General features: G+C 74.2%; 20 protein-coding genes. 8 read left to right on the top strand and 12 right to left on the bottom strand.

Annotated elements, in window-relative coordinates:
- Positions 1-56 precede the first annotated feature (56 nt).
- Together O7633_RS13785 and O7633_RS13790 are read right to left on the bottom strand one after the other, a co-directional pair.
- Entirely contained in the window at positions 57-3,047 is a 2,991-nt protein-coding gene (locus O7633_RS13785; RefSeq protein ID WP_282328106.1) for a UPF0182 family protein, read from the bottom strand.
- A 122-nt stretch (positions 3,048-3,169) separates the two neighbouring features.
- Positions 3,170-4,183 (bottom strand): PDZ domain-containing protein, encoded by a 1,014-nt coding sequence (locus O7633_RS13790; protein ID WP_282328107.1) that lies wholly within the window; start codon positions 4,181-4,183, stop codon positions 3,170-3,172.
- Positions 4,184-4,362: 179 nt separating this feature from the next.
- Between O7633_RS13790 and O7633_RS13795 the strand changes: the two genes are divergently transcribed.
- Positions 4,363-5,583 (top strand): zinc-dependent metalloprotease, encoded by a 1,221-nt coding sequence (locus O7633_RS13795; RefSeq protein ID WP_074472668.1) that lies wholly within the window; start codon positions 4,363-4,365, stop codon positions 5,581-5,583.
- Between the two features lie 159 nt (positions 5,584-5,742).
- Here O7633_RS13795 and O7633_RS13800 read toward each other — a convergent pair whose 3' ends face one another.
- Both O7633_RS13800 and O7633_RS13805 read right to left on the bottom strand, forming a co-directional pair.
- On the bottom strand, positions 5,743-6,348 hold the full coding sequence (locus O7633_RS13800; RefSeq protein ID WP_282328108.1) for a hypothetical protein: 606 nt from the start codon (positions 6,346-6,348) through the stop codon (positions 5,743-5,745).
- A 332-nt stretch (positions 6,349-6,680) separates the two neighbouring features.
- Positions 6,681-7,211, bottom strand: coding sequence for a M48 family metallopeptidase (locus O7633_RS13805; RefSeq protein ID WP_074472666.1), 531 nt, complete (start codon positions 7,209-7,211; stop codon positions 6,681-6,683).
- A gap of 513 nt (positions 7,212-7,724) precedes the next feature.
- On the opposite strand from O7633_RS13805, the gene O7633_RS13810 reads away from it, so the two are divergent.
- From O7633_RS13810 to O7633_RS13820, 3 genes are all read left to right on the top strand, one after another.
- Entirely contained in the window at positions 7,725-7,892 is a 168-nt protein-coding gene (locus O7633_RS13810) for a DUF5679 domain-containing protein (protein ID WP_007464795.1), read from the top strand.
- Between the two features lie 204 nt (positions 7,893-8,096).
- Positions 8,097-9,149 carry a hypothetical protein gene (locus O7633_RS13815; protein WP_282328109.1) on the top strand — a complete coding sequence of 351 codons (1,053 nt, stop codon included), beginning with the start codon at positions 8,097-8,099 and terminating at the stop codon, positions 9,147-9,149.
- Positions 9,150-9,382: 233 nt separating this feature from the next.
- On the top strand, positions 9,383-10,714 hold the full coding sequence (locus tag O7633_RS13820; RefSeq protein ID WP_282328110.1) for an AarF/ABC1/UbiB kinase family protein: 1,332 nt from the start codon (positions 9,383-9,385) through the stop codon (positions 10,712-10,714).
- Positions 10,715-11,107: 393 nt separating this feature from the next.
- Here the strand turns inward: O7633_RS13820 and O7633_RS13825 are convergent, their stop codons facing one another.
- The 3 genes from O7633_RS13825 to O7633_RS13835 all read right to left on the bottom strand — a co-directional run bounded on the left by O7633_RS13825 (position 11,108) and on the right by O7633_RS13835 (position 14,148).
- Positions 11,108-11,473 carry a WhiB family transcriptional regulator gene (locus O7633_RS13825; RefSeq protein ID WP_074472662.1) on the bottom strand — a complete coding sequence of 122 codons (366 nt, stop codon included), beginning with the start codon at positions 11,471-11,473 and terminating at the stop codon, positions 11,108-11,110.
- A 131-nt stretch (positions 11,474-11,604) separates the two neighbouring features.
- Entirely contained in the window at positions 11,605-11,859 is a 255-nt protein-coding gene (locus O7633_RS13830) for a hypothetical protein (RefSeq protein ID WP_282328111.1), read from the bottom strand.
- A 126-nt stretch (positions 11,860-11,985) separates the two neighbouring features.
- Entirely contained in the window at positions 11,986-14,148 is a 2,163-nt protein-coding gene (locus O7633_RS13835) for an ATP-dependent DNA helicase UvrD2 (RefSeq protein ID WP_282328112.1), read from the bottom strand.
- Between the two features lie 88 nt (positions 14,149-14,236).
- On the opposite strand from O7633_RS13835, the gene O7633_RS13840 reads away from it, so the two are divergent.
- Complete coding sequence (locus tag O7633_RS13840; RefSeq protein WP_043965836.1) at positions 14,237-14,479, top strand: mycoredoxin; 243 nt, start codon at positions 14,237-14,239, stop codon at positions 14,477-14,479.
- A gap of 61 nt (positions 14,480-14,540) precedes the next feature.
- Here O7633_RS13840 and O7633_RS13845 read toward each other — a convergent pair whose 3' ends face one another.
- Positions 14,541-15,815: an MFS transporter gene (locus O7633_RS13845; RefSeq protein WP_282328113.1), complete on the bottom strand. Its 1,275-nt coding sequence runs from the start codon at positions 15,813-15,815 to the stop codon at positions 14,541-14,543.
- A 179-nt stretch (positions 15,816-15,994) separates the two neighbouring features.
- Between O7633_RS13845 and O7633_RS13850 the strand changes: the two genes are divergently transcribed.
- From O7633_RS13850 to O7633_RS13860, 3 genes are all read left to right on the top strand, one after another.
- Positions 15,995-16,975 (top strand): helix-turn-helix transcriptional regulator, encoded by a 981-nt coding sequence (locus O7633_RS13850; protein WP_074472659.1) that lies wholly within the window; start codon positions 15,995-15,997, stop codon positions 16,973-16,975.
- A gap of 83 nt (positions 16,976-17,058) precedes the next feature.
- Positions 17,059-17,298 (top strand): DUF397 domain-containing protein, encoded by a 240-nt coding sequence (locus O7633_RS13855; protein ID WP_074472658.1) that lies wholly within the window; start codon positions 17,059-17,061, stop codon positions 17,296-17,298.
- Positions 17,299-17,516: 218 nt separating this feature from the next.
- Positions 17,517-17,762, top strand: coding sequence for a hypothetical protein (locus O7633_RS13860; RefSeq protein ID WP_282328114.1), 246 nt, complete (start codon positions 17,517-17,519; stop codon positions 17,760-17,762).
- 461 nt (positions 17,763-18,223) lie between these two features.
- Here O7633_RS13860 and nudC read toward each other — a convergent pair whose 3' ends face one another.
- The 4 genes from nudC to O7633_RS13880 are packed head-to-tail and all read right to left on the bottom strand — an operon-like array spanning position 18,224 to position 22,950.
- Entirely contained in the window at positions 18,224-19,195 is a 972-nt protein-coding gene (nudC, locus tag O7633_RS13865; RefSeq protein ID WP_278136247.1) for an NAD(+) diphosphatase, read from the bottom strand.
- A 5-nt stretch (positions 19,196-19,200) separates the two neighbouring features.
- Complete coding sequence (locus tag O7633_RS13870) at positions 19,201-20,541, bottom strand: pitrilysin family protein (protein ID WP_282328115.1); 1,341 nt, start codon at positions 20,539-20,541, stop codon at positions 19,201-19,203.
- Positions 20,538-21,848: a pitrilysin family protein gene (locus O7633_RS13875; RefSeq protein WP_282328116.1), complete on the bottom strand. Its 1,311-nt coding sequence runs from the start codon at positions 21,846-21,848 to the stop codon at positions 20,538-20,540. The genes O7633_RS13870 and O7633_RS13875 overlap by 4 nt, the downstream gene beginning before the upstream one ends.
- Before the next feature lie 22 nt (positions 21,849-21,870).
- Positions 21,871-22,950 (bottom strand): LLM class flavin-dependent oxidoreductase, encoded by a 1,080-nt coding sequence (locus O7633_RS13880; protein ID WP_282328117.1) that lies wholly within the window; start codon positions 22,948-22,950, stop codon positions 21,871-21,873.
- Positions 22,951-23,049: the final 99 nt, after the last annotated feature.

Genomic DNA, 23,049 nt, shown 5'->3' on the forward strand with positions numbered 1-23,049 from the left:
AACGCACCGCGCCCGCGGGCCGCAAAACGGCCCACGGGCCGGGGCGTAACCGCTGGTCATCCCCCTGCCGGCGCCGACGGCGACGGGGCGGAGCCACCGCTGGGCGAGGCGGACGGCGAACCCGACGGGGCGGCCGGAGCGGTCGGGCTGGCCGCCTGCTGGGCCTGCTGGAACGCCGTCATCGCCTCGTCCAGGGCCTTGAGCGCCCGGCCGTACCGCTCGAAGTCACCGGACGTCTGGGCGGCCTTGACCTCGGCGATGGCCGCCTGCACCTTGCTCGCCGCCTCGGCCAGCTCGCCGGTCAGGGGCGGGGCGTTGCTGCCGTCGCCCGGCGGCGGCGTGCCGCCGGTCGGCGGCGGGGTCCCGCCCTCGGCGGCCTGCTTGCCCTGGTCGACGAGCTGCTTGATGCCGTCGGTCAGGTTGTTGGCGAGCACCACGTACGAGCCGCCGTCGCCGTAGGAGAGCAGCACCTTCTGCAACAGCGGGTACGCGTCCTGCTGGTTGCTCTTGACGTAGACCGGCTCGACGTACAGCATCCCGTCGCCGAACGGCAGCGACAGCAGGTTGCCGTACTGCACCTGGGCCTGGTTGGACGAGAGCAGGTTCAGCTGCTGCCGGATGTTGGCGTTGTTGGTCATCTGCTGGTGCACCTGCACCGGCCCGGAGATCCGGGTCTGGTCGGGCAGCTCCAGCACCTCCAGCTGCGGCTTGCCGTCGACGTACGACCCGGAGATCAACGCGGCGAGGTTCTGCCGGCCGTTCGGGGTGACGGCGGAGGTGAGCTGGAAGCGCGGCGCGCTCTGCCCCGGGAACTGCGTCCACAGGTAGTACGGCGGCTGCTTCTGCCCGCCGTCGGGGTTGTCCGGCACGTTCGGCACCTGCCAGAAGTCCTGCGCCGAATAGAAGTCGCCCGGGTCGGTGACGTGGAACTTGGTCAGCAGGTTGCGCTGCACCTTGAACAGGTCGGCCGGGTAGCGGAAGTGCTCCCGCAGCTCGGCCGGGATCTTGTCGTTCGGCAGCACCAGGTCCCCGCCGAACGCCTTGTTCCACGCCTTGAGCACCGGGTCGGTCTGGTCGAACTCGTACAGCCGGACCGTGCCGTCGTACGCGTCGACCGTGGCCTTGACCGAGTTGCGGATGTAGTTGACGTTCTCCCGGGCGAGCTGGAACGTGCCCCGGCCGGTCAGCTCGTCGGTGGTCTCCGCCTGGAGGTTGACCCGCTCGGCGTAGGGGTAGGTCGCGGCCGTGGTGTAGCCGTCGACGATCCACTGCACCCGGCCGCCGACCACCGCCGGGTACGGGTCGCCGTCGAGGGTGAGGAACGGCGCGACCTTCTCCACCCGGTCCCGGGGGTTGCGCACGTACAGCAGCTTCGAGTTCTCGTTGACGGCCTCGGAGAGCAGGAAGTTGGACTCCTGCTCCTTGATGGCGTAGAGCAGCCGGCGGGTGAACGAGCCGATCTCGACGCCGCCCTCGCCGGTGTAGGTGTAGTACTGCTCGCCGCCGGTCTGGGTCGGCCGGTCGAACTCGGCGTTGCGCTCCGGGTTGGCCTGCCCGACGATCGCGTAGTCCTCGGGCTCCATCCGCTCGCCGTAGTAGATGCGCGGCTGGGTGGCCGGGATCTGCTCGGTCTGCGAGGAGCACGCCTCCTGGGTCTTCTCGCCGAGGAAGCCCGAGACGAAGTACGGCTGGCCGCCGCAGACCACCTGGTTGGCCGGCGCGGCCACCAGCCCGTAGCCGTGGGTGTAGACGGTGTGCCGGTTGATCCAGGTGTTCTGCTGGTCGGTCAGCTCGCCGTAGTTGACCTCCCGGACGCCGACCACGTAGTCGGAGGTCTTGCCGCCCACGGCGTACCGGTCGATGTCCAGCTTCGGGCCGAAGTCGTAGAAGCCCCGGACCTGCTGGAGCTGGGTGTACGTCTCCGAGACGAGCTGCGGGTCGAGCAGGCGGACGTTCGGCACCACGGAGGCGTCGGTGCCCAGGCTCGCCGGCGGCACCAGGTTGCTCGCCGCGTACGGCTGGATCTTCGTGTCGGCCAGCCCGAACGCGGCCCGGGTGGCGTCGATGCTCCGCTCGATGTACGGCGCTTCCTTGTCCTTGGCGCTCGGCTTGACCTCGAAGGTCTGCACGGCCCACGGGTAGATGCCGCCGATGGCGACGGCGGAGACGCCGAGCAGGGCCAGCGAGATGCCCGGCCACACCAGGTTCCGCATCACCGCGTTGGAGAAGACGATGATCGCGATGGCCACCACGACCGAGATGTAGGCGAGGATCTCCTTGGCCGGTAGCAGCGCGTTGATGTCGGCGTACCCGGCACCGTAGAGCTTCGCGCCCTCGTTGTACTCCAGCAGCATGCTGCGCCGGTCGAGCACGTACGCCACGGCCTTGAGCAGGACGAAGACCGCGACGAGCGTGCTCAGGTGGGCCCGCGCGGCGTTGGTCATCCGGTCGCCGACGCCCTGTAGGCGCACGCCGCCGAAGATGTAGTGCACGGCCAGCGCGCCGAGCAGGGCCAGCACCACCGCCGTGAAGCCGACACCCAGCACGTAGCGCCAGAACGGCAGCTGGAAGACGTAGAAGCCGACGTCGACGCCGAACTCCGGGTCCTTGACGCCGAAGTCGCCGCCGTTGCGGAACAGCAGCCACTGGTTCCACCGGCTCTGCGCCGACAGCCCGGCGAAGAGGCCGACCACCAGGGCGACCAGGCTGATCCACAGGCCGAGCCGGGGGCCGAGCAGCATCCGGTAGCGTTCCAGGGTGGCCTGCTCCAGCGAGTGCGGCCGCAGCTTGGGGCGCAGCCGGTGCGCCAGCCAGAGGTTGCCGCCGACGACCAGCGCCATCGCGAGGCCGACGACGAGGAAGAGCAGCAGCCGGGTGGCCAGCACGCCGGTGAAGACCTGTGTGTATCGCACCTCGTCGAACCACAGCCAGTCCGTCCACGCCTGCACCCCCCATCCGAGGAGGGTGAAGAGGACGAACACCCCGACCAGGACGCCGATGGTGACGCGTCCGCGCCGGCTCATCCTCGGCAGGGGGCTGCTACGCATGACCACTGTTTGGCTCCGCACGCTCGATGTGATCGGCTCCGACCAGGCACCCAGAGTACGGGGTGTTCCTGAGAGTGTCGGCCCACGGTCACGCCGGGCGGCGGGTCGGGCGGGCGCATCGGTCAGCAGCGGGTGGGCTGACCCCCGGCGCGGAGGGTCTCCAGGGCGGTGAGCGCGTCGGCCAGCGACCCCACCCTGAGCAACGGCAGGCCCGGCTGCGGGTTACGCACCGCCTCCGCGCAGTTCGCCTCCGGCACCAGGAACACCTTCGCCCCGGAGTCCTTCGCGCCGACCAGCTTCTGGGCGATCCCGCCGATCGGGCCCACCCGCCCCTCGTCGTCGATGGTGCCGGTGCCCGCGATGACCATCCCGCCGGTGAGGTCGGCCGGCTCCAGCTTGTCCACGATCCCGAGGGCGAACATCAGGCCGGCGCTCGGCCCGCCGATGTCGCCGAGGTCGATGGAGAGGGTGAACGGGTGCGGCTGCTGCTGGTCGATCTCGACCCCGATGCGCGGCCGGCCGTCGGACTCCCGGCTGGTGATCCGGGCCGTGGCGGCGGCACCGGCGCGGGTGTAGCCGACGGTCAGGGCGGTGCCGGCCGGCTTGGCGCGGATCAGCTCGGTGAGCTTGCCCGCGCTGGTGACCGGCGCGCCGTCGACCGAGGTGACGACGTCGCCCGGCTTGAGCACCCCCTCCGACGGGCCGCCCGCCGTCACGGTCTTGACCAGCACCTGGACGGGGAAGCCCAGCTCCCGCAGCGCGGCGGTCTCGGCGCTGGTCTGGGAGTTGCGGAAGTCCTCCTCGTTGCGCTGCTCGACCTCCTGCTGGGTCTCCCCCGGCGGGTAGACCAGCTCGCGGGGCACCACCGCCTCGTCGGCGGAGAACCAGCCGGCCAGCGCGGACCGCAGCCGCACCGTGGGCTGCACGCCGACCGTGGTCAGCCGGAGCTGGCCGGCGGAGGTGGACGTCGCCCGCCCGGTCACCTGGATGACCTCCTTGCCGTCCACGGTGCCGAGCGTGTTGACCGTCGGGCCGGGGCCGAGCACCACGTACGGGATGGGCGCGTTGAGCACGCCGAAGCTGAGCAGGGCGGTCAACAGGGCACCCAGGAGGACGGTCACGCCGCGACGTCTCATGGCGGTGAGCGTACCGAGCGGTGGTGGGTGCCCGAGGGTGACGGGGACTTCGCCCTCAGCGCAACGCCGGTGACGGCTGCCTGGGGCGCAGCCCGCGTACCGTAGAGGTCGTGCCTGATATTCCGTTCGGTTTCGCGCTCCCGGGTGGGCAACCACCAGACCCCAACGATCCCGCGGCGATGCAGCAGTTCATGTCGCAGTTGCAGCACCTGCTCTCCGCGCAGGGCGGCGGACCGGTCAACTGGGACCTGGCCCGGCAGGTGGCCGCCAGTCAGCTCGCCGCCACCGGCGACCCGGCGGCCTCACCCTACGAGCGGCACGCGGTCGAGGAGGCGCTGCGCCTGGCCGACCTCTGGCTGGAGCCGGCCACCGCCTGGCCGACGGGCATCCGCACCTCGCTGGCCTGGAACCGCAACGAGTGGATCTACAAGACGCTCGACGTCTGGCGCAAGCTGTGCGACCCGGTGGCCAGCCGGATGGTCGGCGCGATGGGCGACCTGGTGCCGCCGGAGGCCCGCGCCCAGCTCGGCCCGATGCAGTCGATGGTGGCGACGCTGGGCGGCGCGCTCTTCGGCGGGCAGCTCGGCCAGGCCCTCGGCTCGCTCGCCGCCGAGGTGCTCTCCGCCGGCGACATCGGCCTGCCGCTCGGCCCGGCCGGCACGGCCGCGCTGATCCCGGCCAACATCCGGGTGTACGGGCAGGGCCTGGAGCTGCCGGAGGACGAGGTCCGGCTGTACGTGGCCCTGCGCGAGGCGGCCCACCAGCGGCTCTTCGAGCACGTGCCGTGGCTGCGCGGGCACGTGCTCACCGCCGTCGAGACGTACGCCTCGGGCATCCGGGTCAACCGGGAGGCGATCGAGGAGGCGATGGGCCGGGTCGACCCGACCGACCCGGAGTCGATGCAGGCGATCGCCCTGGAGGGCATCTTCACCCCGGAGGACACCCCGGCGCAGAAGGCGTCGCTGGCCCGGCTGGAGACCGCGCTCGCCCTGGTGGAGGGCTGGGTCTGCCACGTGGTGGACGACGCCGCCGGCGAGCGCCTGCCCAACGTCGTACGCCTCGGCGAGGCGTTCCGCCGTCGGCGGGCGGCCGGCGGGCCGGCCGAGCAGACGTTCGCCGCGCTCGTCGGGTTGGAGCTGCGCCCGCGCCGGCTGCGCGAGGCGGCGACCCTGTGGGCGGCGCTGACCGAGCACCGGGGCATCGCCGGCCGGGACGCCGTCTGGGGCCACCCCGACCTGCTCCCCTCCGACGACGACTTCACCGACCCGGTGGCGTTCGCCACGGCCCGGCTCGACCTCGACGACGAGCTGGCCACCTTCGACTTCACCGCCCCGGGCGGCCCCGAGGAACAGCCCCCGCCCACCCCGGGCCCCTCGGACCCCCCCACCCCCCAACCCTGACCCCACCCGCTCGCTCCCCCGCCCCGCACCGTCTCCACCTCGCCCCGCTGATCAAGAGAGAGAAGCGTCAGTGTGGATCTCCACGGTGGCGCAAACTCTTGATCACCGAGGGCCGGGCGGGGCGGCGGCGGGGCGGGTGGGGTGGAGCGGGAGGCGGGTTCAGGGGCGGGCGGAGAGCAGGGCGCGGGTGGTTTCCCAGCCCTCGACGGCGGGGTCCAGGGCGGCCAGGTCGGCCGGGCCACGCATCCGCCGCCAGGCGGCGGTGACGGCCACGTCCCCGGGGCGCGGGGCGGACCGGCGCACCTCGGCCGGATGCGCGGCGTCCAGGTCGACCTCGGGCAGCCACGCGGGCACGGGCAGCCGGGACGCGACGCCGAGCAGGCCGGTGTCGGAGCCCTCGACCGGGGCGAGGGCCACCGGCCGGGTGGTCAGCGGGCGGAGCAGCTTGCCGACGGTCAGGCCGGGCAGGTCCGGGGCATCGGCGGCGACGACGGCGGCCTCGTCGTACCCGGCTCCGGCCAGCGCGGTGAGGACGGCGGTGCCGGTGGCGGCGGGCACCTCGTACACGGCCATGCCGGGCCAGGTGACGGACTCCGCCAGGGCACGGTCGGCCGGGACGGCCGCGATCGCGGTCTCGACCTCCTGGAGGGTGGCGAGCAGGTCCACCACGTCCTCCGCGAGCGCGGCCCGCCAGGCCGCCGGGTCGATCCCCGGGGGCGTCCACGCCACCGGGCCGAGCAACGCCACCACCACACGTCGGGCCACCCGCCGACCCTAGACGAGCCCGCCACGAACCCCGGCCCCCCGCCCCACCCCCTGCTCCCCACCCCACCCCACCCTTCTCCCCCACCTCTCCGCCGCCCCACCCCTCCGCCGCCCCACCGCCTCTCCGCCGCCCCACCCCGCGCCGATCTTGCACTTTCGGCCCCTCAAAAGTCCGCTTCACCCCCTTTGCCGGGGCCCCAACTGCAAGATCGCGGGGGCGGGGCGGGGCGGCGGGATGGGGCGAAGCGGGGCGGGGCACGGGGGTGGGCGGGGCGGAGTGGGGCACGGGGTGGGTGGGGTGGGAGCGGCGGGTGGGTGGGGGTGGTGGGGATTTAGTGGGGTAGGGGGGTGCCGGAGGCGGCGGCGACGCCCTCCAGGTAGCCGCGGGCGCGCTCGGCCTTCGGGTAGCGGCCGACCAGCGCCCAGAACCGGGCGTTGTGGCTGGGCACGATGAGGTGGGCCAGCTCGTGCAGCAGGACGTAGTCGATCACCCAGTCGGGCATGTCCTGGATGCGGTGCGAGATGCGGATGGTGCGGTCGGCGGGGGTGCAGGAGCCCCAGCGGCCGTTCTGGTTGGTCACCCAGCGGACGCTCACCGGGACGGCCTGGTCGCCGTATTCGGCGAGGTAGAGACCGCGGAGCCGGGTGGCGCGGCCGAACAGCTCGTCGTCGGTGCGGACCAGGCGCCCCTCGCGGGCGGCCAACCGGGCCAGCATCCGGTCGACCCACTCGGTCTCCTCGGCCCGGGAGAACTGGTCGGGGATCAGCACCACGACCCGTTCGCCGTCGCGGTAGGCGGACACCGTGCGTCGCCGGCGCTGGCTGCGCCGTACTTCGACGACCGGCTTCCGCGCCCCTGCCATCAGCGGGCCGCGCAGCCTTGGATTGCTGTCACGAAGGAAAGCTAATGGGTACTGACCAGGGGTCCGCAAGAGTCAACACCACGACACGCGCCCGGAAAGTCATGGTTGGTGACCAGGAGTCCCGAAAAAAATCCTTGCGGACCGTCACGGAAGGGCTCCGTCACGGTTCGTGGTGGCCGCGTCGGGACGGCGCGCGCCTCCGCCCCACGGTATGTGATCACGCCGCCGGCCGCCCGCCCGGGGCCGCCTCTCGGGCGATCTGAGTGGGTTCACCCGGCGTGTCCCCGCGAAACTGACTTATCCGACGTAATTCGGCATGCACACTCTCGACGTCGACTTGCTCACAGTGTCGAAGCACAGCTGACATGGAACCGCCCGCACCTGGGTAGGGTCCGCGGACCAGCGGTCACGAGGGTGGCCGCGGAGAAGTCCCAGCGCCGGCGCCCCCCGTGGCCCGCCGCCGGGCAACCCGCCGGAACCGGATTGACCGGCGGACGAGACGAGGAGGACACCGTGGCCGACCAGGCCCAGACCTACAACGGTTACTGCGTGAAGTGCAAGGAGAAGCGGGACTTCGAGGGGCACGTCGAGGTCTCGAAGACCGGGATGAACATGGCCAAGGGCAAGTGTCCGGTGTGCGGCACAACAGTGAACCGCATCCTGGGCAAGGCGAAGGTCTGACCCGTCCGGGTCCGGCACGGGGGAGGGCGGCCATCGGCCGCCCTCCCCCGTCGCCTTCCGGGGTGCGGGAGTGTCGGTCACCCGACATGGTTACCCGCCGGTTGTGGATAACCCGCGATTTGCTGTGGACAACCCTGCGTAAGCGGGTGCGCACCTGTGGACAACGATCGACGGAAAGCAGGGACTCGGTCACGATTCGTCGTCATGACCCGCGATCCGCTGCCCCGCCCCATCCTGCTGCCCGGCCTGACCCGCCTCTGGCGGGACCGGCACACGCTCCAGCTCGGCCTGGAGCCGGGCCGGGCGGTCCTCGTCGAGGTGGCCAACCCCCGCGCCGTGCGGGTGCTCGACCTGCTCGACGGCACCCGCAGCGAACGCCTCGTGCTCGCCCACGCCGCCGGGGCCGACGTGGCACGGGACGAGGCACGCGGGCTCGTCGACGCGCTGTGCGCCGCCGGGCTGGTCGTACCCGCGCACACGCTGCTTCCCCGCGACCTCACGGGCCCGGCGCGGCGGCGGCTCAGCGCGGAGGCCGGGGCGTTGGCCTTCGCCGCTCCGGCGCTGCCCGGCACGCCGGCCCAGGTGCTGCGGCGACGGCGGGCCGCGCGGGTGCTGGTCACCGGCGGCGGGCGGCTCGGCGCGCCGGTCGCCGTCGCGCTCGCCCAGGCCGGGGTCGGGCACGTGCGCCCGGACCTGGCCGGGCCGGTGTGCCCGGCCGACCTGGTCGGCACGGGCCTCGCCGCCGCCGACCTGGGTCGGCCGCTCGCCGCCGCCCTACGCGACGCGGTGGACCGGGTCGCCCCCGGCACCGTCACCCGCCCGCTGCGCGGCGGTCGGCCCGAGCTCGTGCTCCAGGTCGGCCTCGACCGGCCGGCGGCCCTCGTCGCCGCCGGTTTCGCCCAGCGCCGTCAACCGCACCTGTTGCTCGGCCTCCGCGAGGGGGTGCCCACGGTCGGGCCGCTGGTCCGTCCGCCAATCGGGCCCTGCCTGCGCTGCGTCGACCTGCACCGCACGGACCGGGACCCGGGCTGGCCGACGCTCGCCGCGCAGCTCGCCACCGACGCCCCGGGCCAGGCCGGCGGGACGGCGACCCTGCTCGCCGCAGCCGGGTACGCCGCCGCCGAGGCACTGGCCCACCTCGACGGCGGCACCCCGGAGACCCTCGGCTGCGCCGTGGAGATCACCGGGGCGGGCCGGCTGCGCCGGCGGGCCTGGCCGCCCCACCCGTCGTGCCGCTGCGCCGGGCCGGGCCACTGACCCCGGGGCGAGCCCCGGCCGCACCACGGACGGCCACGATCCCGGGGAGCCGGGACCACCACGATCCGAGGGCGGGATGAGGGATGGGCCGCCACGAGCCGGGGCCGGGACGAGGGCGAAGCCGCCACGAGCCGAGGGCGGGACGAGGGCTGGGCCGCCACGATCCGGGGGCGGGCGGCCCCGGCCCGGCAGCGGAGCAGCCGCAGGGCCGCCGAGTCGGTAACAATGGCCGGGTGACCGACATCCCGCGCCGGGCCGTGTCCCGGACCGCCAAGCTCGCCGCTCTGCCGCTCGGCTTCGCCGGCCGGACCGTCCTCGGCATGGGCAAGCGCGTCACCGGGTTGGCGTCCGACGTGATCTCCGCCGAGATCCAGCAGCGCACCGCCGAGCAGCTGTTCAGCGTGCTGGGCCAGCTCAAGGGTGGGGCGATGAAGTTCGGCCAGGCGCTGTCGGTCTTCGAGGCGGCCCTGCCCGAGGAGATCGCCGCCCCCTACCGGCAGGCCCTCACGAAGCTCCAGGAGGCCGCCCCGCCGCTGCCGGCGGCCACCGTGCACCGGGTGCTCGCCGAGCAGCTCGGCCCGGCCTGGCGGGAGCGCTTCGTCTCCTTCGACGACACCCCGGCCGCCGCGGCCAGCATCGGCCAGGTGCACCGGGCCGTGTGGCGGGACCCGGACGACGGCGCGCCCCGGGACGTCGCCGTCAAGATCCAGTATCCGGGGGCCGGCGACGCGCTGCTGGCCGACCTCAAGCAGCTCTCCCGGCTGGGCGGCATGTTCCGGGCGATCCAGCCGGGGCTGGACGTCAAGCCGCTGCTGGTCGAGCTGCGGGAGCGGATCACCGAGGAGCTGGACTACGAGCTGGAGGCCGAGTCCCAGCGCGCCTTCGCCGCCGCGTACGCCGACGACGACGAGATCTTCATTCCGGCGGTGCTCACCGCCACCCCCCGGGTGCTGGTCACCGAGTGGATCGAGGGCACCCCGCTCGCCGAGATCATCCGCGCGGGCGGCGAGGAGCAGCGCGACGAGGCCGGCCGGCTCATGGCGATCCTGCACCTGTCCGCGCCGGCCCGCGCCGGGCTGCTGCACGCCGATCCGCACCCGGGGAACTTCCGGCTGCTGCCCGACGGCCGGCTCGGCGTCATCGACTTCGGCGCGGTGGCCCGGATGCCGGAGGGCACGCCCGAGCCGATCGGCCGGCTGGCCGGGCTGGCCCTGCGCGGCGAGGCGGACGCGGTGGTCGACGGGCTGCGCGAGGAGGGCTTCGTCAGCCGGACGGAGCAGATCGACGCCCAGGCCGTGCTCGACTTCATCCGGCCCATGCTGGATCCGGTGGCCGAGGAGGAGTTCCGGTTCACCCGGGCCTGGCTGCGGGCCGAGGCGACCCGGCTGGCCAGCCCGCGCTCGCCCGCGTACCAGCTCGGTCGGCAGCTCAACCTGCCGCCGTCGTACCTGCTGATCCACCGGGTGACGCTCGGCTCGATCGGGGTGCTGTGCCAGCTGGAGGCGAAGGCGCCGTACCGGTCGATCCTGGAGCGCTGGCTGCCGGGCTTCGCCCCGGTCGGCTGATCCGGGGCCACGGGCAGCACCGGGCGGCAGGCGCCACCTGACGAGGGGCGACGGGCGGGCCGGTGGCGGTGCCCCGGCACGACGACGCGGGGCGGGTCGGCCGGCGGCCGACCCGCCCCGCGCGGGTGTGGTGATCGGTCAGTGGACGCCCAGGTCGCGTGCCGACTGGTTGCGACTGTTCATCGCGACGGTACGGGCGGTTCGGGTGGTGCGGGTTGCCTCAGTGCTCGTGGTGGTGCGACCGGCCTGAGGCCGGGGCATTCGGGCCCGGGACAACGCTTCGTGGAGTAGTTGCAGCTCGACGGCGCCGTGGGGAATGTGCAGCATGGGTATCGACCTTCTCTGATTTGCTCGGGCCGGTGGACACCGGCGGGATGGTGCGGATCGGGTGTGTCAGGCAGCCAACCGGACGGCGTGCCGCGACGTGGACAGCCCACTGGCCGCCAGGCGCGCCTCGGCCTCGACCTTCAGTGCGGCGTCGCGCGCGACGTCCTCCTTGCGCGGGCGGCCCCGGGGCCGCTTGCGCGGGACGACCGCGCCACGCTCGAAGATCTCGCCGCCCCAGACGCCCCAGGGCTCGGCCCGCTCCACCGCGCCGGCGAGGCACTCGACGCGCAGCGGGCAGTCCCCGCAGAGCGACTTGGCCAACTCCAGCTCGGCGGGCTGGTCGGAGAACCACAGGTCGGGGTCGAACTTCCGGCAGGGCAGGTTCGCCTCCAGCTCGACGCTCAGGTCGACGGGGGCCAACGCCAGACTCATCTCCCGGTCACCTCTCTCTCACTTCGATCTCGTGGATCGGATTGCCGACGTACTTCGGCGGGGCAAAAACTAAGGCCGCGGATCCCGGTAGCGGGTTCCGCGGCCTCGAGGTGAGCCGGTTGGTCTGGTGATCAGACCGGTCTACCTCGAGGTGGAACGCCGCGGACATCGGTGCCCTGCTTGGCGCCCTCGATGTCCATGCCCGTGAAGCCACTGGTCCCCTCGGCTCCGGTGAGCGGCGCGACCGTCAGGTTCAGCTCGGCCTGAACCCGGACCTGGTGCGCCTGCGGAGCCGACGGTCGAGCGGCCGGGACCACCCGGACAGCCGACAGCGGAGCGACGGCAGCGGGCAGCGCCAGCGGACGCTCGTTGGTGTAGATCTCCATTGGTGCCACCTCCCTGACGTTTCCTCGATGCCGACTGGGTCTCCACCCCCGTGAGCAGCCGGAATGGCGCTGCTCGCGAGGTGTGCCCTGAGGCTATTCCTCGCCCCGGGGCGAGGGCAAACGAATTTACGGGTCGATTTTCAAAGTTTTCTCGGGGCAGACCTCGTCGATCGCCGCGCCGGCCACGAGGGCCAGCACCGGCTCGCCGTACAGGCCGATCTTGCGGGGGCCGATGCCGGCGATCGCGACCAGTTCCTCGGCCCGGCCGGGCCGCCGCTCGGCCAGCGCGGTGATGGTGGCGTCGGTGAAGACCACGTACGCGGGGACCTTCTGCGCGGCGGCCACCCGGGCCCGCCAGTCGCGCAACCGCTCGTACAGCTCCTCGTCGATGTCCGAGGGGCAGGTCGGGCAGCGGCCGAGCTTGCGGTCGGGGCCGGCGAGCAGCGTCGCGCCGCAGATCCGGCAGGACACCACCTGGTTGCGGCGACGCTCGGCCCGCCGGGGCGTCGCCGCGCCGGCCCGCTCCGTCGGACCGCCGGAGCGGTCGAGCTGGGGCAGGAACCGCGACGGCCGCCGGGCCCGGCCGCCCGGCGAGCGGGCCACCGCGTACGACAGCCAGAGCTGCGCCCGGGCGCGGGTGATGCCGACGTAGAGCAGCCGGCGTTCCTCCTCGACCTGCTCGGCGGTGCGCGCGTACGTGGTGGGCAGGGTGCCCTCGGAGAGCCCGACCAGGAAGACGGCGTCCCACTCCAGGCCCTTGGCGGAGTGCAGGGACGCCAGGGTCACCCCCTCGACGGTCGGCACGTGCTGCGCGGCGGCGCGGCGGGCCAGCTCGTCGTTGAAGTCGGCCAGCGTCACGAGGCGCTGCACGGCGGCGGCCTCGCCGATCGGCAGCACGGGCGGGCTGGCCGCGTGCTCCTCGGCGAGCTGCACCAGGGCCGCGAGCGCCTCCCAGCGTTCCCGGGCCGCGCCGCCGGCCGGGGCGGCGTCGGGGGCCCAGCCGACGGCGGCGAGCCCCTCCACCACGGCGTCGCGCAGCGGAGTCTCGCCGGGGATCGAACGGGTGGCGGCCCGCAGCGCCACCATCGCCTGCCGCACCTCGGCCCGCTCGAAGAACCGCTCGGCGCCCTGCACCACGTACGGCACCTCGGCCTCGGTGAGCGCCTTCTCGTACGCCTCGGACTGGGCGTTGGTGCGGAACAGCACGGCGATCTCCCGGGCCGGGGTGCCGGCGTCGACCAGGGCCTTGCAGCGGGTCGCCACGGCGGCGGCCTCCGCCGGCTCGTCGGTGAAGATCCGCAGCTCCGGCTCGGGGCCCGGCGGGCGCTGCCCGACCAGCTCCAGCCGCAGCCGCGCCTCGGTGCCCCGGGCCTGGGAGATCACCGCGTTGGCCAGGCCGACCACCTGCGGGGTGGAGCGGTAGTCGCGGACCAGCCGGACCACGGTCGCCCCGCGGTGGCGGCGGGGGAAGTCGACCAGGTAGGCCGAGGTCGCCCCGGTGAACGAGTAGATGGTCTGGCTGGCGTCGCCGACCACGGTCAGGTCGTCCCGGCCGCCGAGCCACGCCTCCAGCAGCCGCTGCTGCAACGGGTTGACGTCCTGGTACTCGTCGACCACGAAGTGCCGGTACTGCCCCCGGACCTGCTCGGCGACGTCGGGGTGCTCCTCGATGCCCCAGACCGCGGCGCGCAGCATGTCCTCGAAGTCGATGACGCCGTTGGCCCGCTTGAGCTTCTCGTACGCGACGAAGACCTCGGCCACCTTCGCCGGCTCGTGCGGGGTGTCGCGCAGGGCCTTGGCGGCGGCGGCCACGTACTCCCCCGGCTCCACGAGGGACGACTTGGCCCACTCGATCTCGCCGGCCAGGTCCCGGGCGGCGGCCCGGTCGGCACGCAGGCCGACCCGGGCGGCGGCGAGCGTGACGATCCGCGCCTTGCTGTCCAGCAGCTCCGGCATGGCCCGCCCGGCGAGCAGGCGGGGCGCGAAGTAGCGCACCTGCCGCAGCGCGGCGGCGTGGAACGTGCGCGCCTGCACCCCGCCGACCCCGAGCGCGGTGAGCCGGGCCCGCAGCTCGGCGGCGGCGCGGGCGGTGAAGGTCACCGCGAGCACGTGCCGCCCGGAGACCTCGCCGGTCAGGGCGCGGTGGGCGATGCGGGAGGTGACCGCGCGGGTCTTGCCGGTGCCGGCGCCGGCCAGGACGCAGACCGGGCCGGCCGGGGCGGTCACCGCGGCGCGCTGCTCCGGATCCAGCCCGGCGAGCACCCGTTCCGAGCCTGAGTGAACCCCCACAGCGAGGAATCATCTCAGCTCTCCCGGATGTTGCAGCGGTTAGCCTGGCCTGACCGGACGGGCGGAACGGACCTTGGAGGACGCGATCATGTTGACGATGTACTCGACCCCGTGGTGCGGCTACTGCCACCGGCTCAAGTCGCAGCTCGACCGGGAGGGCATCGCCTACCAGGTGGTCGACATCGAGCAGGACCCGAAGGCGGCCGAGTTCGTGATGAGCGTCAACGGCGGCAACCAGACGGTCCCGACGCTGCGCTTCGCCGACGGCAGCGCGCTCACCAACCCGTCGATCACCCAGGTCAAGCAGCACCTCGCCGGCCTGCCCGGCTGACCGGACCCCGCGTCCGTCCGGAGGTGGCCGCCCCGAGGTCGGGGGCGGCCACCTCCGCGCGTCAGCGGGCGGGGCGCGCCACCTGCGGCTCGGCCTCGGACCCGGCGGGCGGGGCGGGCCGGCGTTGCAGCGGGATGCGGGGCACGCTGGGCGCGGGCGGCGCGGAGAGCCGGCGGCCCCGCCACAGGAAGACGCCGGCCCCGGTGGTGACCACGCCGACGAGCACGAACAGCAGCCGGAAGTCGAGCACGCCGACGAGCAGCGCGCCGGCCCCGATGGAGACCGCCTGCGGGCCGCTGACCAGCGCCTCCGCCGCCGCGACCACCCGGCCCAGCAGGCCCGCCGGGGTGCGGCGCTGGATCAGTGTGTTGAGGCCCACGGTGATCAGCGGGAGCGAGAGCCCGGCCAGCAGCAGCGCCGCGAACCCCAGCCAGAGGGCCGGGTAGGCCAGGGCGAGGGCGGCGGGACCGAACAGGGTCACCCCGACGGCCAGCGCGCCGACCTCACCGGCGCGGCGCACCAGGGCGGCGGAGAAGAGGCCGCCGACCAGGCCGCCGAGGCCCTGCACGGTGACCAGCACGCCGACGAAGGCGGCGTCGCGGCGCAGGCCCTGATCGACGTACGCGAAGATCAGCGACTCGGTGAAGCCCATCACCAGCGAGCCGAGGCCGTAGCCGAGCAGGGCCCGGCGCAGCGCCGGCTCGCCGACCAGGTGCCGCAGCCCGGCGCCCAGCTCGGCCGTCCAGCGCGACCCGCCGTCGGCGGGCGCGTCCTCGGGCGCGCGTAGCAGGGCGACCACGGCGGCGGCCGTGACGAAGCCGGCCATCGCCAGCCCGGCCAGCAGCCAGCCGCCGACGGCGGCGTAGAGCGCGGCCCCGGCGAGCGGGCCGGCCAGCCGCAGTCCCTGTCGCACGGTCTGCAGCACGCCGTTGGCGTCGGCCAGCAGTTCGACCGGGACGAGTTGCCGGATCAGCCCGGCCAGGGCCGCGCTCAGCGTCAGGTACGACAGCCCGTAGAGGCCCGCCACCACGTAGATGATCCAGATGTCGCCGGGGCGGGAGACCGCGAACAGCGGGGTGAGCAGGGCGGCGGTGGCGAGGTTCGCGGCGACGAAGAAGGGCCGCCGGGGGTACCGGTCGACGACCCAGCCGACCAGCGGCGCGAGCATCATCGGCGCGATGATCGCGAAGATGGTCGCGCCGGCCAGCCCGTCGGAGCCGGTCAGGTCCTTGACCCAGATCGCGAGGGCGAGCAGCAGGATCGACTCGGCGGCCATGCTGGCCAGGAGCGCGCCGAACAGCAGGCGGAAGTCGGGGCGACCCAGGACGGTGCGCATCGGGTTCCTCTTCTCGGGGCGGGGAGGGGGGTTCTCGGTTGTCGGGCGGGACGGTTTCTGGAAGACACGCGCCTGTCGGAGGCTCCCGACACCGGCCGCGCCGTCCATACTGACCGTGGGGGGCGAATTTCATACAGTTACCGTCGCGTCCCGCGGCGGTCGACGGAGATGAGGACACCGTGCCTCCTACCGGACCGAGCCCAGTGCTGCGCCGCCGCAGGTTGGGCCTTGAGCTGCGTAAGCTGCGCGAAGCCGCCGGCCTGACCGGTGACCAGGTCATCGCGCGGGTCGGCTGGGCATCCGCGTCGAAACTGTCCCGACTGGAGAACGGCCGCAGCCGTCCCGACCCCGCCGACGTCGCCGCCCTGCTCGACCTCTTCGGCGTGACCGAGGCGCAGCGCGACGAGTTGCTCGGCATCACCGGCGAGGCCGGGGACATGCGGGGCTGGCTGCGCAGATACTCGGTGATGACCCCGCAGCAGCGGAGCTTCGCCGAGCTGGAGGCGGGCTGCGCCGAGATCCTGGAGTACAACCCGGTCCTGGTGCCGGGGCTGCTGCAGACCATCGGGTACGCCCGGCTGCGGATCGTCTCCGCCCGCCAGGTCGAGTTCTGGGCCGGCGAGTCGGAGCACGTCGGGTCGCCGGAGGACGAGGTGGCCGCCCGGGTGGCCCGGCAGTCGCTGCTGAGCCACCCCGACGACGCGCCGCGCTACACGGCGGTGCTGGAGGAGTCGGCGCTGGGCCGGCGGGCCGGCCCGCCGGAGGTGCTGCGGGAACAGCTCGCCCAACTCTGCGAGCTGGCCGTGTTGCCGCACGTCACCCTGCACGTGCTGCTGCGGGACACCCCGATCGGCAACTGGTACCTCCCGCCGACGGCGTTCTCGATCTACCGGTTCGCCGACCCGCTCGATCCGGAGACGTTGGCGATAGAAGGTGGCTTCACCAACGCCATGTCGACCGAGGCAAACACCCTAAATGCCTATAAAGTGGCTTTCGAGTGGTTGCGCTCGGCGGCGCTCTCCGCAGCGGACACCACCTCCTGGCTCTTCGAGGCGGCGGGGCGGCTGGCCGAGGCGGCAGGCCCGTCCACGGCGGCCAACGGGTCGGCAACGGCGCCGGCCCAACGCCGCCGGCACTCCGACCGCCTGACGGATCGGTGACCCGCCGAGGCGACGCCGGACCCGGCCCGCCCGGCCGCGCGCAGCCACTCGTTCCATCGGTACAGTCCAATCAGGAGCAGACCATGAACGAGATCCCCGACGTGTCCTCCGTTCTCGCCCGGCGGCTGGCCGACGCGCCCTGGCGGACCAGCACCCGCAGCCAGACCTCCAACTGCGTCGAGGTGGCCCCGCTGCGCGGCGGCCCGGCGGCCGTGGCGCTGCGGGACAGCAAGGACCGGGGCGGCCCGGTGCTGCTCTTCGACCGCGCCGGCTGGGCGGGCTTCCTCGCCGGCACGAAGAACGGGCAGTTCGACCTGAGCTGACCGTCCCGGCCCGATCGGGGCCGCCGGCCCGTGCCGGCGGCCCCGATCCGTGTCCGGGCCCGCGACCAGGGTCGGCGCGCCGTCATCCGATCGGGGGATCCGGGCCGCCGAACGCCTCGTTCCACTTGCTGGGACGCCGGTCGGGCGTAACATGTGTCGACAGAGTGACGTGGAACTTCCACCGAGTGCCGCCCGTCACCGTCGCATCGGAGACCACCATGCGGTTCCTGATCGTTCGCACCGACATCCGTGCCGCCGCAGACGTCGACATCGCGGTCGCCTGGGCCGGCGGCGGCCGGGTGCGCGACGAGACCGTCTCCCCCGAGCCGCGCCGCCAGGTGGTGCACGCCGAGGACCGGGAGGCCGCCCTGCTGCTGGCCCGGGCCCTGTCCACGGTGGGCGCGGTCCGCCGCGGCAGGCAGCGCGTCAAGGTCCTGCCGATCGACGACGCCACCCCCCGCTGAGCCCGGCCCCGCCTAACCCGGCGCGCTGCTGGACCCGGCGCGCTGCTGGACCCGGCACGCTGCTGACCGGGCTCCCACGCCGCTCACTCTCCGCACTGACGACCGAGGCGCTCCCGCGCTTTGGTCGATCTCACCCTCCGTCACGCCTCTCGACCCCCGCCACACTCCCGCGCTCCCTTTGCTCTGCACCCACCCACGCAGCACCCATGGCAGCAGCGGCCTTGCAGAAGGGCGGCCGGCGGCGACCAGATGGTTCCACTACTATCGGCAACCGTTGCGGATCCGGGTGCAGAGCAAAGGGGACGGAACGCAGGGTTGCCGCCCGGGGCCACGCAGGCGGGCTCTGCGACTCAGGGTGACGGCGAGCTGCCCCCGCGGGCCGAGCGTCGGGCACCCGGCGCGTCCGCGGCCGTCGCCGCAGGGCCGCCGTCAGCAGGAGCCGGTGCCACCACGAGCCGGTGTCAGCAGTGGCCGTCGAGCCAGCGGTGGATCAGGAAGAGGGCGATCGACGACGGCGGGGGCAGGAGCAGGTGCTCGCCGTCGTCGTCGACGGTAACCGGCCGCCCGGCCAGCGCCGCGCCGATCTCCCGGCGGGTGAACCAGCGGGCGTACGCGATCTCCGTCGGGTCCACGCGCACCGGCTGCGCCGGGTCGGCCAGGGCGACGAAGCCGAGCATCAGCGAGCCGGGGAACGGCCAGGACTGGCTGCCCGCGTACGTGATGTTCCCGACCGCGACCCCGACCTCCTCGCCGACCTCGCGCACGACGGCGTCCTCGGCCGACTCGCCGGGCTCCACGTAGCCGGCGAAGCAGGAGAAGCGGCGCTGTCCCCCGGTGCGCGGCCAGGCCGCGTTGCTGCCGAGCAGGCAGGCGCCCTCAGGCCCGGCCACCCCGTCGTGCACCAGCGCGATCATCGCCGGGTCGGTGCGCGGCCAGACCCGGTCGCCGGTCTCGTCCACCCGGGACCAGCCGGCCTCGTCGACGCGGGTCGGCTGGCCGGTGACCGAGGAGAAGCCGTGCCGGGCGTGCCAGTTGGTCAGCGCCAGCGCGGCGGTGAAGATGCCGGCGTCCCGGTCCAGCAGCAGGTGCCCGACCTCCCGCAGGCCCACCGCCCGGGTGCCCGGCAGCTCCGGCAGCGGCGAGTCCACCGCGAACACGGGCACGCCGTCGGGCTCGACGCCGAGGAACATCGGCACGGAGCGGGGCACCTCGGGCAGCTCGCCCGAGCCGAGCAGCACCAGCTCCGGCGGGGAGGCCCCGGCGCGGACCAGGGCCCGGCCGTCGGCGGCGGAGTCGAGCACCAGGACCCGGGCCCGCTCCCACGCCTCGGCCAGCCACTGCGGGTCGGTGCGCCGGTGCGCGGCCCGGTCCAGGGTGGAGCGGGCCAGCGGCGGGGCGGTCTCCCCGCCCCCGCCCCGGTGCGGCCCGCCCACGGCGGTCACGGCCGGACCGGCTCGGTGCGGACCGGGGCGATGGCCGACAGCGCGGGGGCGATCCGCTCGGCGTCGCCGAGCACCACCGTGACCGCCCCGGTCGGGGCCAGGTAGCGCTGGGCCGCCTCGGCCACGTCGTCGACGGTGGCCTTCGCCAGCCGGGCGGCGTGCTCGGCGAGGAACTCCAGGCGCAGCCCGCTGCCCGCGAACGCGCTGGTCAGCGACGCCAACCCGGCCTGGGTGGACATGCCGAGCTGGAGGGTGCCGAGGGCGTACTGGCGGGCCTGCTCCAGCTCGTCCGGCTTCGGCGGGAGGGTGGCGAGGCGGCCCAGCTCGTACGTCGTCTCCAGCAGCGCCGGCCCGGTCACCTCGGTGGCCACCTCGGCGCCGGCGATCAGCACCGACCCGGCCACCGAGTGCTCGACCAGCGAATGCGGCCCGTACGTGTAGCCCTTGTCCTCCCGGATGTTCTCCACCCAGCGGGAGGAGAAGTAGCCGCCGAAGACCAGGTTGGCCAGTTGCAGCGCGGCGTGGTCGGGGTGGGTGCGGGGCACCGCCGGCAGGGCGATCCGCAGCGACGACTGCACCGAGCCGGGCCGGTCGACCAGCAGCAGCGGGCCCGGCTCCAGCGGCGGGGCGGGCGGCAGCTCGGCGGTGTGGCCGCCACCGTTCCAGGCGGCGAGGGCCTTTTCGGCGGCGTCCAGGGCCCGCTCGGGCTGCACGTCGCCGACCAGCACCAGCACCGCGTCGGCCGGGTGGACCCGCTCGGCGTGCAGCCGGCGCAGCGCCGCCGGCCGGACCGCGCGCACCTGCTCCGGCTCGGGGGTCTGCACCGCGTACGGGTGCTTGCCGTAGACCCGGCGCAGCAGGGCGGTGCGGGCCAGGTGGGCCGGCTGGCTCTGCGCAACCTGGATGCGGTCGACCAGCCGGTCCCGCTCGGTGCCGACCTCCTGACCCGGGTACGTCGCGCCGGTCAGCACGTCGGCCAGGATCTCCAGCATCCGGTCCAGCCCGGTGACCAGGCCCGCGCCGGAGAGCATCAGCCGGTCGGGGTCGATGCCGGCCGACAGCCCGCCGCCGACCGCCTGGAGCTCGGCGGCGATCTGCACGCTGGTCATCGACTGCGTGCCGGAGAGCATGGTCTGCGCGAGCATCGCGCCCCGGGCCAGGTGGGTCCGGCCCGTCGGCATCCACAGCCGCAGCTCGACCAGGGGGACGGCCGGGCGGCGCACCACGATGACGGTCAGCCCGTTGCCGAGCCTCCGCTCGGCCTGCTTCGGCACCTTGAGCCTGCGGTTGGGGCCGAGCGGCGGCAACGCCCGCGGCGACACGTCTGCCACACTCATCGGGCACCCCCAGGAACAACCTCGACGGACGCGCGGCGCTCCGGCCGCAGGGTGGCGGCGGCGGCCCGGACCTGCTCGTCGGTGACCTCGCCGACCAGCCGGGGCAGGTCGTTGAGCAGCCCCGGCTCGCCGCGCTGCTGCTCCAGCACCGCCATCCGCAGCGCCCGGCCGAGCACCGCGTCGGTGTCGCGCAGCAGGTGGGTGGCCATCCGGGCCTGGGTGCGGGCCAGCTCGCCGGCGGCCGGGCCGTCGCTGGCCAGCCGGTCCAGCTCCTCGTCGACGGTGCGCAGCACCTTGTCGACGTCGCCGCCGGGCGGCAGGTGCGCCTGGAGCAGCAGGGCGGTGGGGTCGCGCACGTCGAACGGGTCACCCATGAAGCCCACGTAACCGCCGAGGCTGGTCACCGCGCGGTCCCGCTGGACCAGCCGCTCGACCAGCCGGGACGCGTCGCCGTCGGTGAGCACCTCGGCGAGCACCACGTAGGGCAGGTAGCCGGCGAAGTCGGTGACCGGGTCGGGCACCCGCCAGGCCGAGGCCACCGCCGGCAGCGGGGCCAGGGCGTCGGTGTACGACGAGCGCCGCTCGGCGGTCAGGTCCGGCTCGGCGAAGTCGGGGCGGTCGGGGGCGGGCCGGGCCGGCACGTCGCCGAAGTGCCGCTCGATCAGCGCGGTGGCCTCGGCGACGTCGACGTCGCCGCTGACGGCGAGGACGGCGTTGCCGCTGGCGTAGTAGCGGCGGAAGAAGTCGGCCGCGTCGTCGACGGTGGCGGACTCCAGGTCGTCGAAGGAGCCGTAGCCGTCGTGCGCGTTGGGGAACGTGTCGAACATGACCGGCGGGAGGGTCAGCCAGGGGAACCCGCCGTACGGCCGGTTGAGCACGTTGACCCGGATCTCCTCCTTGACCACGTCGACCTGGTTGCGCAGGTTTTCCTCGGTCAGCCGGGGGCCGCGCATCCGGTCGGCCTCCAGGAACAGCGCCCGCTCCAGGGCGTTGCTCGGCAGCGTCTCGTAGTAGTCCGTGTAGTCGTGGTGGGTGGACCCGTTGAACGTGCCGCCCGCGCCCTGCACGTGCCGGAAGTGGGCCAGCTTCTCCAGGTTCTCCGAGCCCTGGAACATCAGGTGCTCGAAGAGGTGGGCGAAGCCCGTGCGCCCCTCGGGCTCGGAGCGGATGCCGACGTCGTAGACGACCGCCACCCCGATCACCGGTGCGCTCCGGTCGGGGGTGAGCACCACCCGCAGGCCGTTGCCGAGGGTGAACCGCTCGACCGGATACTTCGTCGCTGGAATTCTGGATCTCCGCGCCGCCACGGGTCGACCCTAGCGCGTCGGCTCAGCCCACGGGTGCGACGGCGGCCACCCGGGGCAGCACCTCCGCGCCGACCCGCTCGGCCTCCTCGCGGTGCGGCCACCCGGAGAGGACGAACTCGTCGACGCCGTGCGCGGCGTACTCGTCGATCCGGGCCGCGACCTCGGCGTAGCTGCCGACGAGCGCGGTGCCGGCGCCCTCGCGGACCAGGCCGATCCCGGCCCACAGGTTCGGCGCGACGGTGAGCCCGTCGGCGGTCCCGCCGTGCAGGGCGGCCATCCGGGCCTGGCCGACGGAGTCCATCCGGCGGAACCGGGCCTGCGCGGCGGCGATCCGCCCGGGGCTCATCCCGGCCAGCAGCCGGTCGGCCTCCGCCCACGCCTCGCCGGCCGTCGGCCGGGCGATGACGTGCAGCCGCAGGCCCGTGCGCAGGGCGCGGCCCCGCTCGGCGGCCAGGGCCCGCACCCGGGCCACCCGGGCGGCGACCGCGGCCGGCGGCTCACCCCACATGAGGTACGCGTCGGCGTGCCGGGCCGCCACCGCCTCGGCGGCCGGGGACGCCCCGCCGAGGTAGACGGGCGGCGGGTCGGCCAGCGGGGCGGGCAGGCCGCCGCCGGTGATCCGGTAGTGCGCGCCGGCGAAGTCGAACGGCACGCCGCGCCAGGTGCGGCGGAGCACGTCGAGGAACTCGCCGGTGCGCGCGTACCGGTCGTCGTGGTCGAGGAAGTCGCCGTACGCCCGTTGTTCGGCGGGGTCGCCGCCGGTGACGACGTTGAGCGCGAGCCGCCCGCCGGAGACGGCCTGGAACGCCTCGGCCTGGGCGGCGACGAGCGTGGGCAGCGCGAATCCGGCCCGCACCGCGACCAGCAGGCCGATCCGGTCGGTGTGCTGGGCGACGGCGGCGCAGACGATCCACGGGTCGGGGCAGCCGGAACCGACCGGGGTGAGCAGCGCGGCGAAGCCGGCCGCCTCGGCGGCGCGGGCGACCTCGGCCAGGTAGCCGACGGTGGCGGCCCGCTCGTGCCGGGCCGCGCCGGCCGTGACGGTGGCGGCGCCGACCTGGCGCCCGTCGCCGGAGGTGGGGAGGAACCAGTGGAAGGTCACGTCGACCAAACCTAGCAAGAAGGTAGGAAAAACGGGAATAATTTCGAGCGCGAATCCCGCGATGTGGACGGCCCTTGACGCCGGCCAGCACCTGCCCCA

Origin of the sequence: Micromonospora sp. WMMD712, from assembly GCF_029581295.1 — a bacterium.
Lineage (GTDB): Bacteria > Actinomycetota > Actinomycetes > Mycobacteriales > Micromonosporaceae > Micromonospora > Micromonospora carbonacea.

Excerpts from the sequence above, each read along its gene's own strand:
- O7633_RS13815 (WP_282328109.1), top strand. The coding sequence starts at position 8,097 with ATGACCCGCGATCCGCTGCCCCGCCCCATCCTGCTGCCCGGCCTGACC.
- O7633_RS13845 (WP_282328113.1), bottom strand. The coding sequence starts at position 15,815 with ATGCGCACCGTCCTGGGTCGCCCCGACTTCCGCCTGCTGTTCGGCGCG.
- O7633_RS13870 (WP_282328115.1), bottom strand. The coding sequence starts at position 20,541 with ATGAGTGTGGCAGACGTGTCGCCGCGGGCGTTGCCGCCGCTCGGCCCC.
- O7633_RS13860 (WP_282328114.1), top strand. The coding sequence starts at position 17,517 with ATGCGGTTCCTGATCGTTCGCACCGACATCCGTGCCGCCGCAGACGTC.
- O7633_RS13795 (WP_074472668.1), top strand. The coding sequence starts at position 4,363 with ATGCAGCAGTTCATGTCGCAGTTGCAGCACCTGCTCTCCGCGCAGGGC.
- O7633_RS13790 (WP_282328107.1), bottom strand. The coding sequence starts at position 4,183 with ATGAGACGTCGCGGCGTGACCGTCCTCCTGGGTGCCCTGTTGACCGCC.
- O7633_RS13805 (WP_074472666.1), bottom strand. The coding sequence starts at position 7,211 with ATGGCAGGGGCGCGGAAGCCGGTCGTCGAAGTACGGCGCAGCCAGCGC.
- O7633_RS13785 (WP_282328106.1), bottom strand. The coding sequence starts at position 3,047 with ATGCGTAGCAGCCCCCTGCCGAGGATGAGCCGGCGCGGACGCGTCACC.
- O7633_RS13825 (WP_074472662.1), bottom strand. The coding sequence starts at position 11,473 with ATGAGTCTGGCGTTGGCCCCCGTCGACCTGAGCGTCGAGCTGGAGGCG.
- O7633_RS13840 (WP_043965836.1), top strand. The coding sequence starts at position 14,237 with ATGTTGACGATGTACTCGACCCCGTGGTGCGGCTACTGCCACCGGCTC.
- O7633_RS13830 (WP_282328111.1), bottom strand. The coding sequence starts at position 11,859 with ATGGAGATCTACACCAACGAGCGTCCGCTGGCGCTGCCCGCTGCCGTC.
- O7633_RS13855 (WP_074472658.1), top strand. The coding sequence starts at position 17,059 with ATGAACGAGATCCCCGACGTGTCCTCCGTTCTCGCCCGGCGGCTGGCC.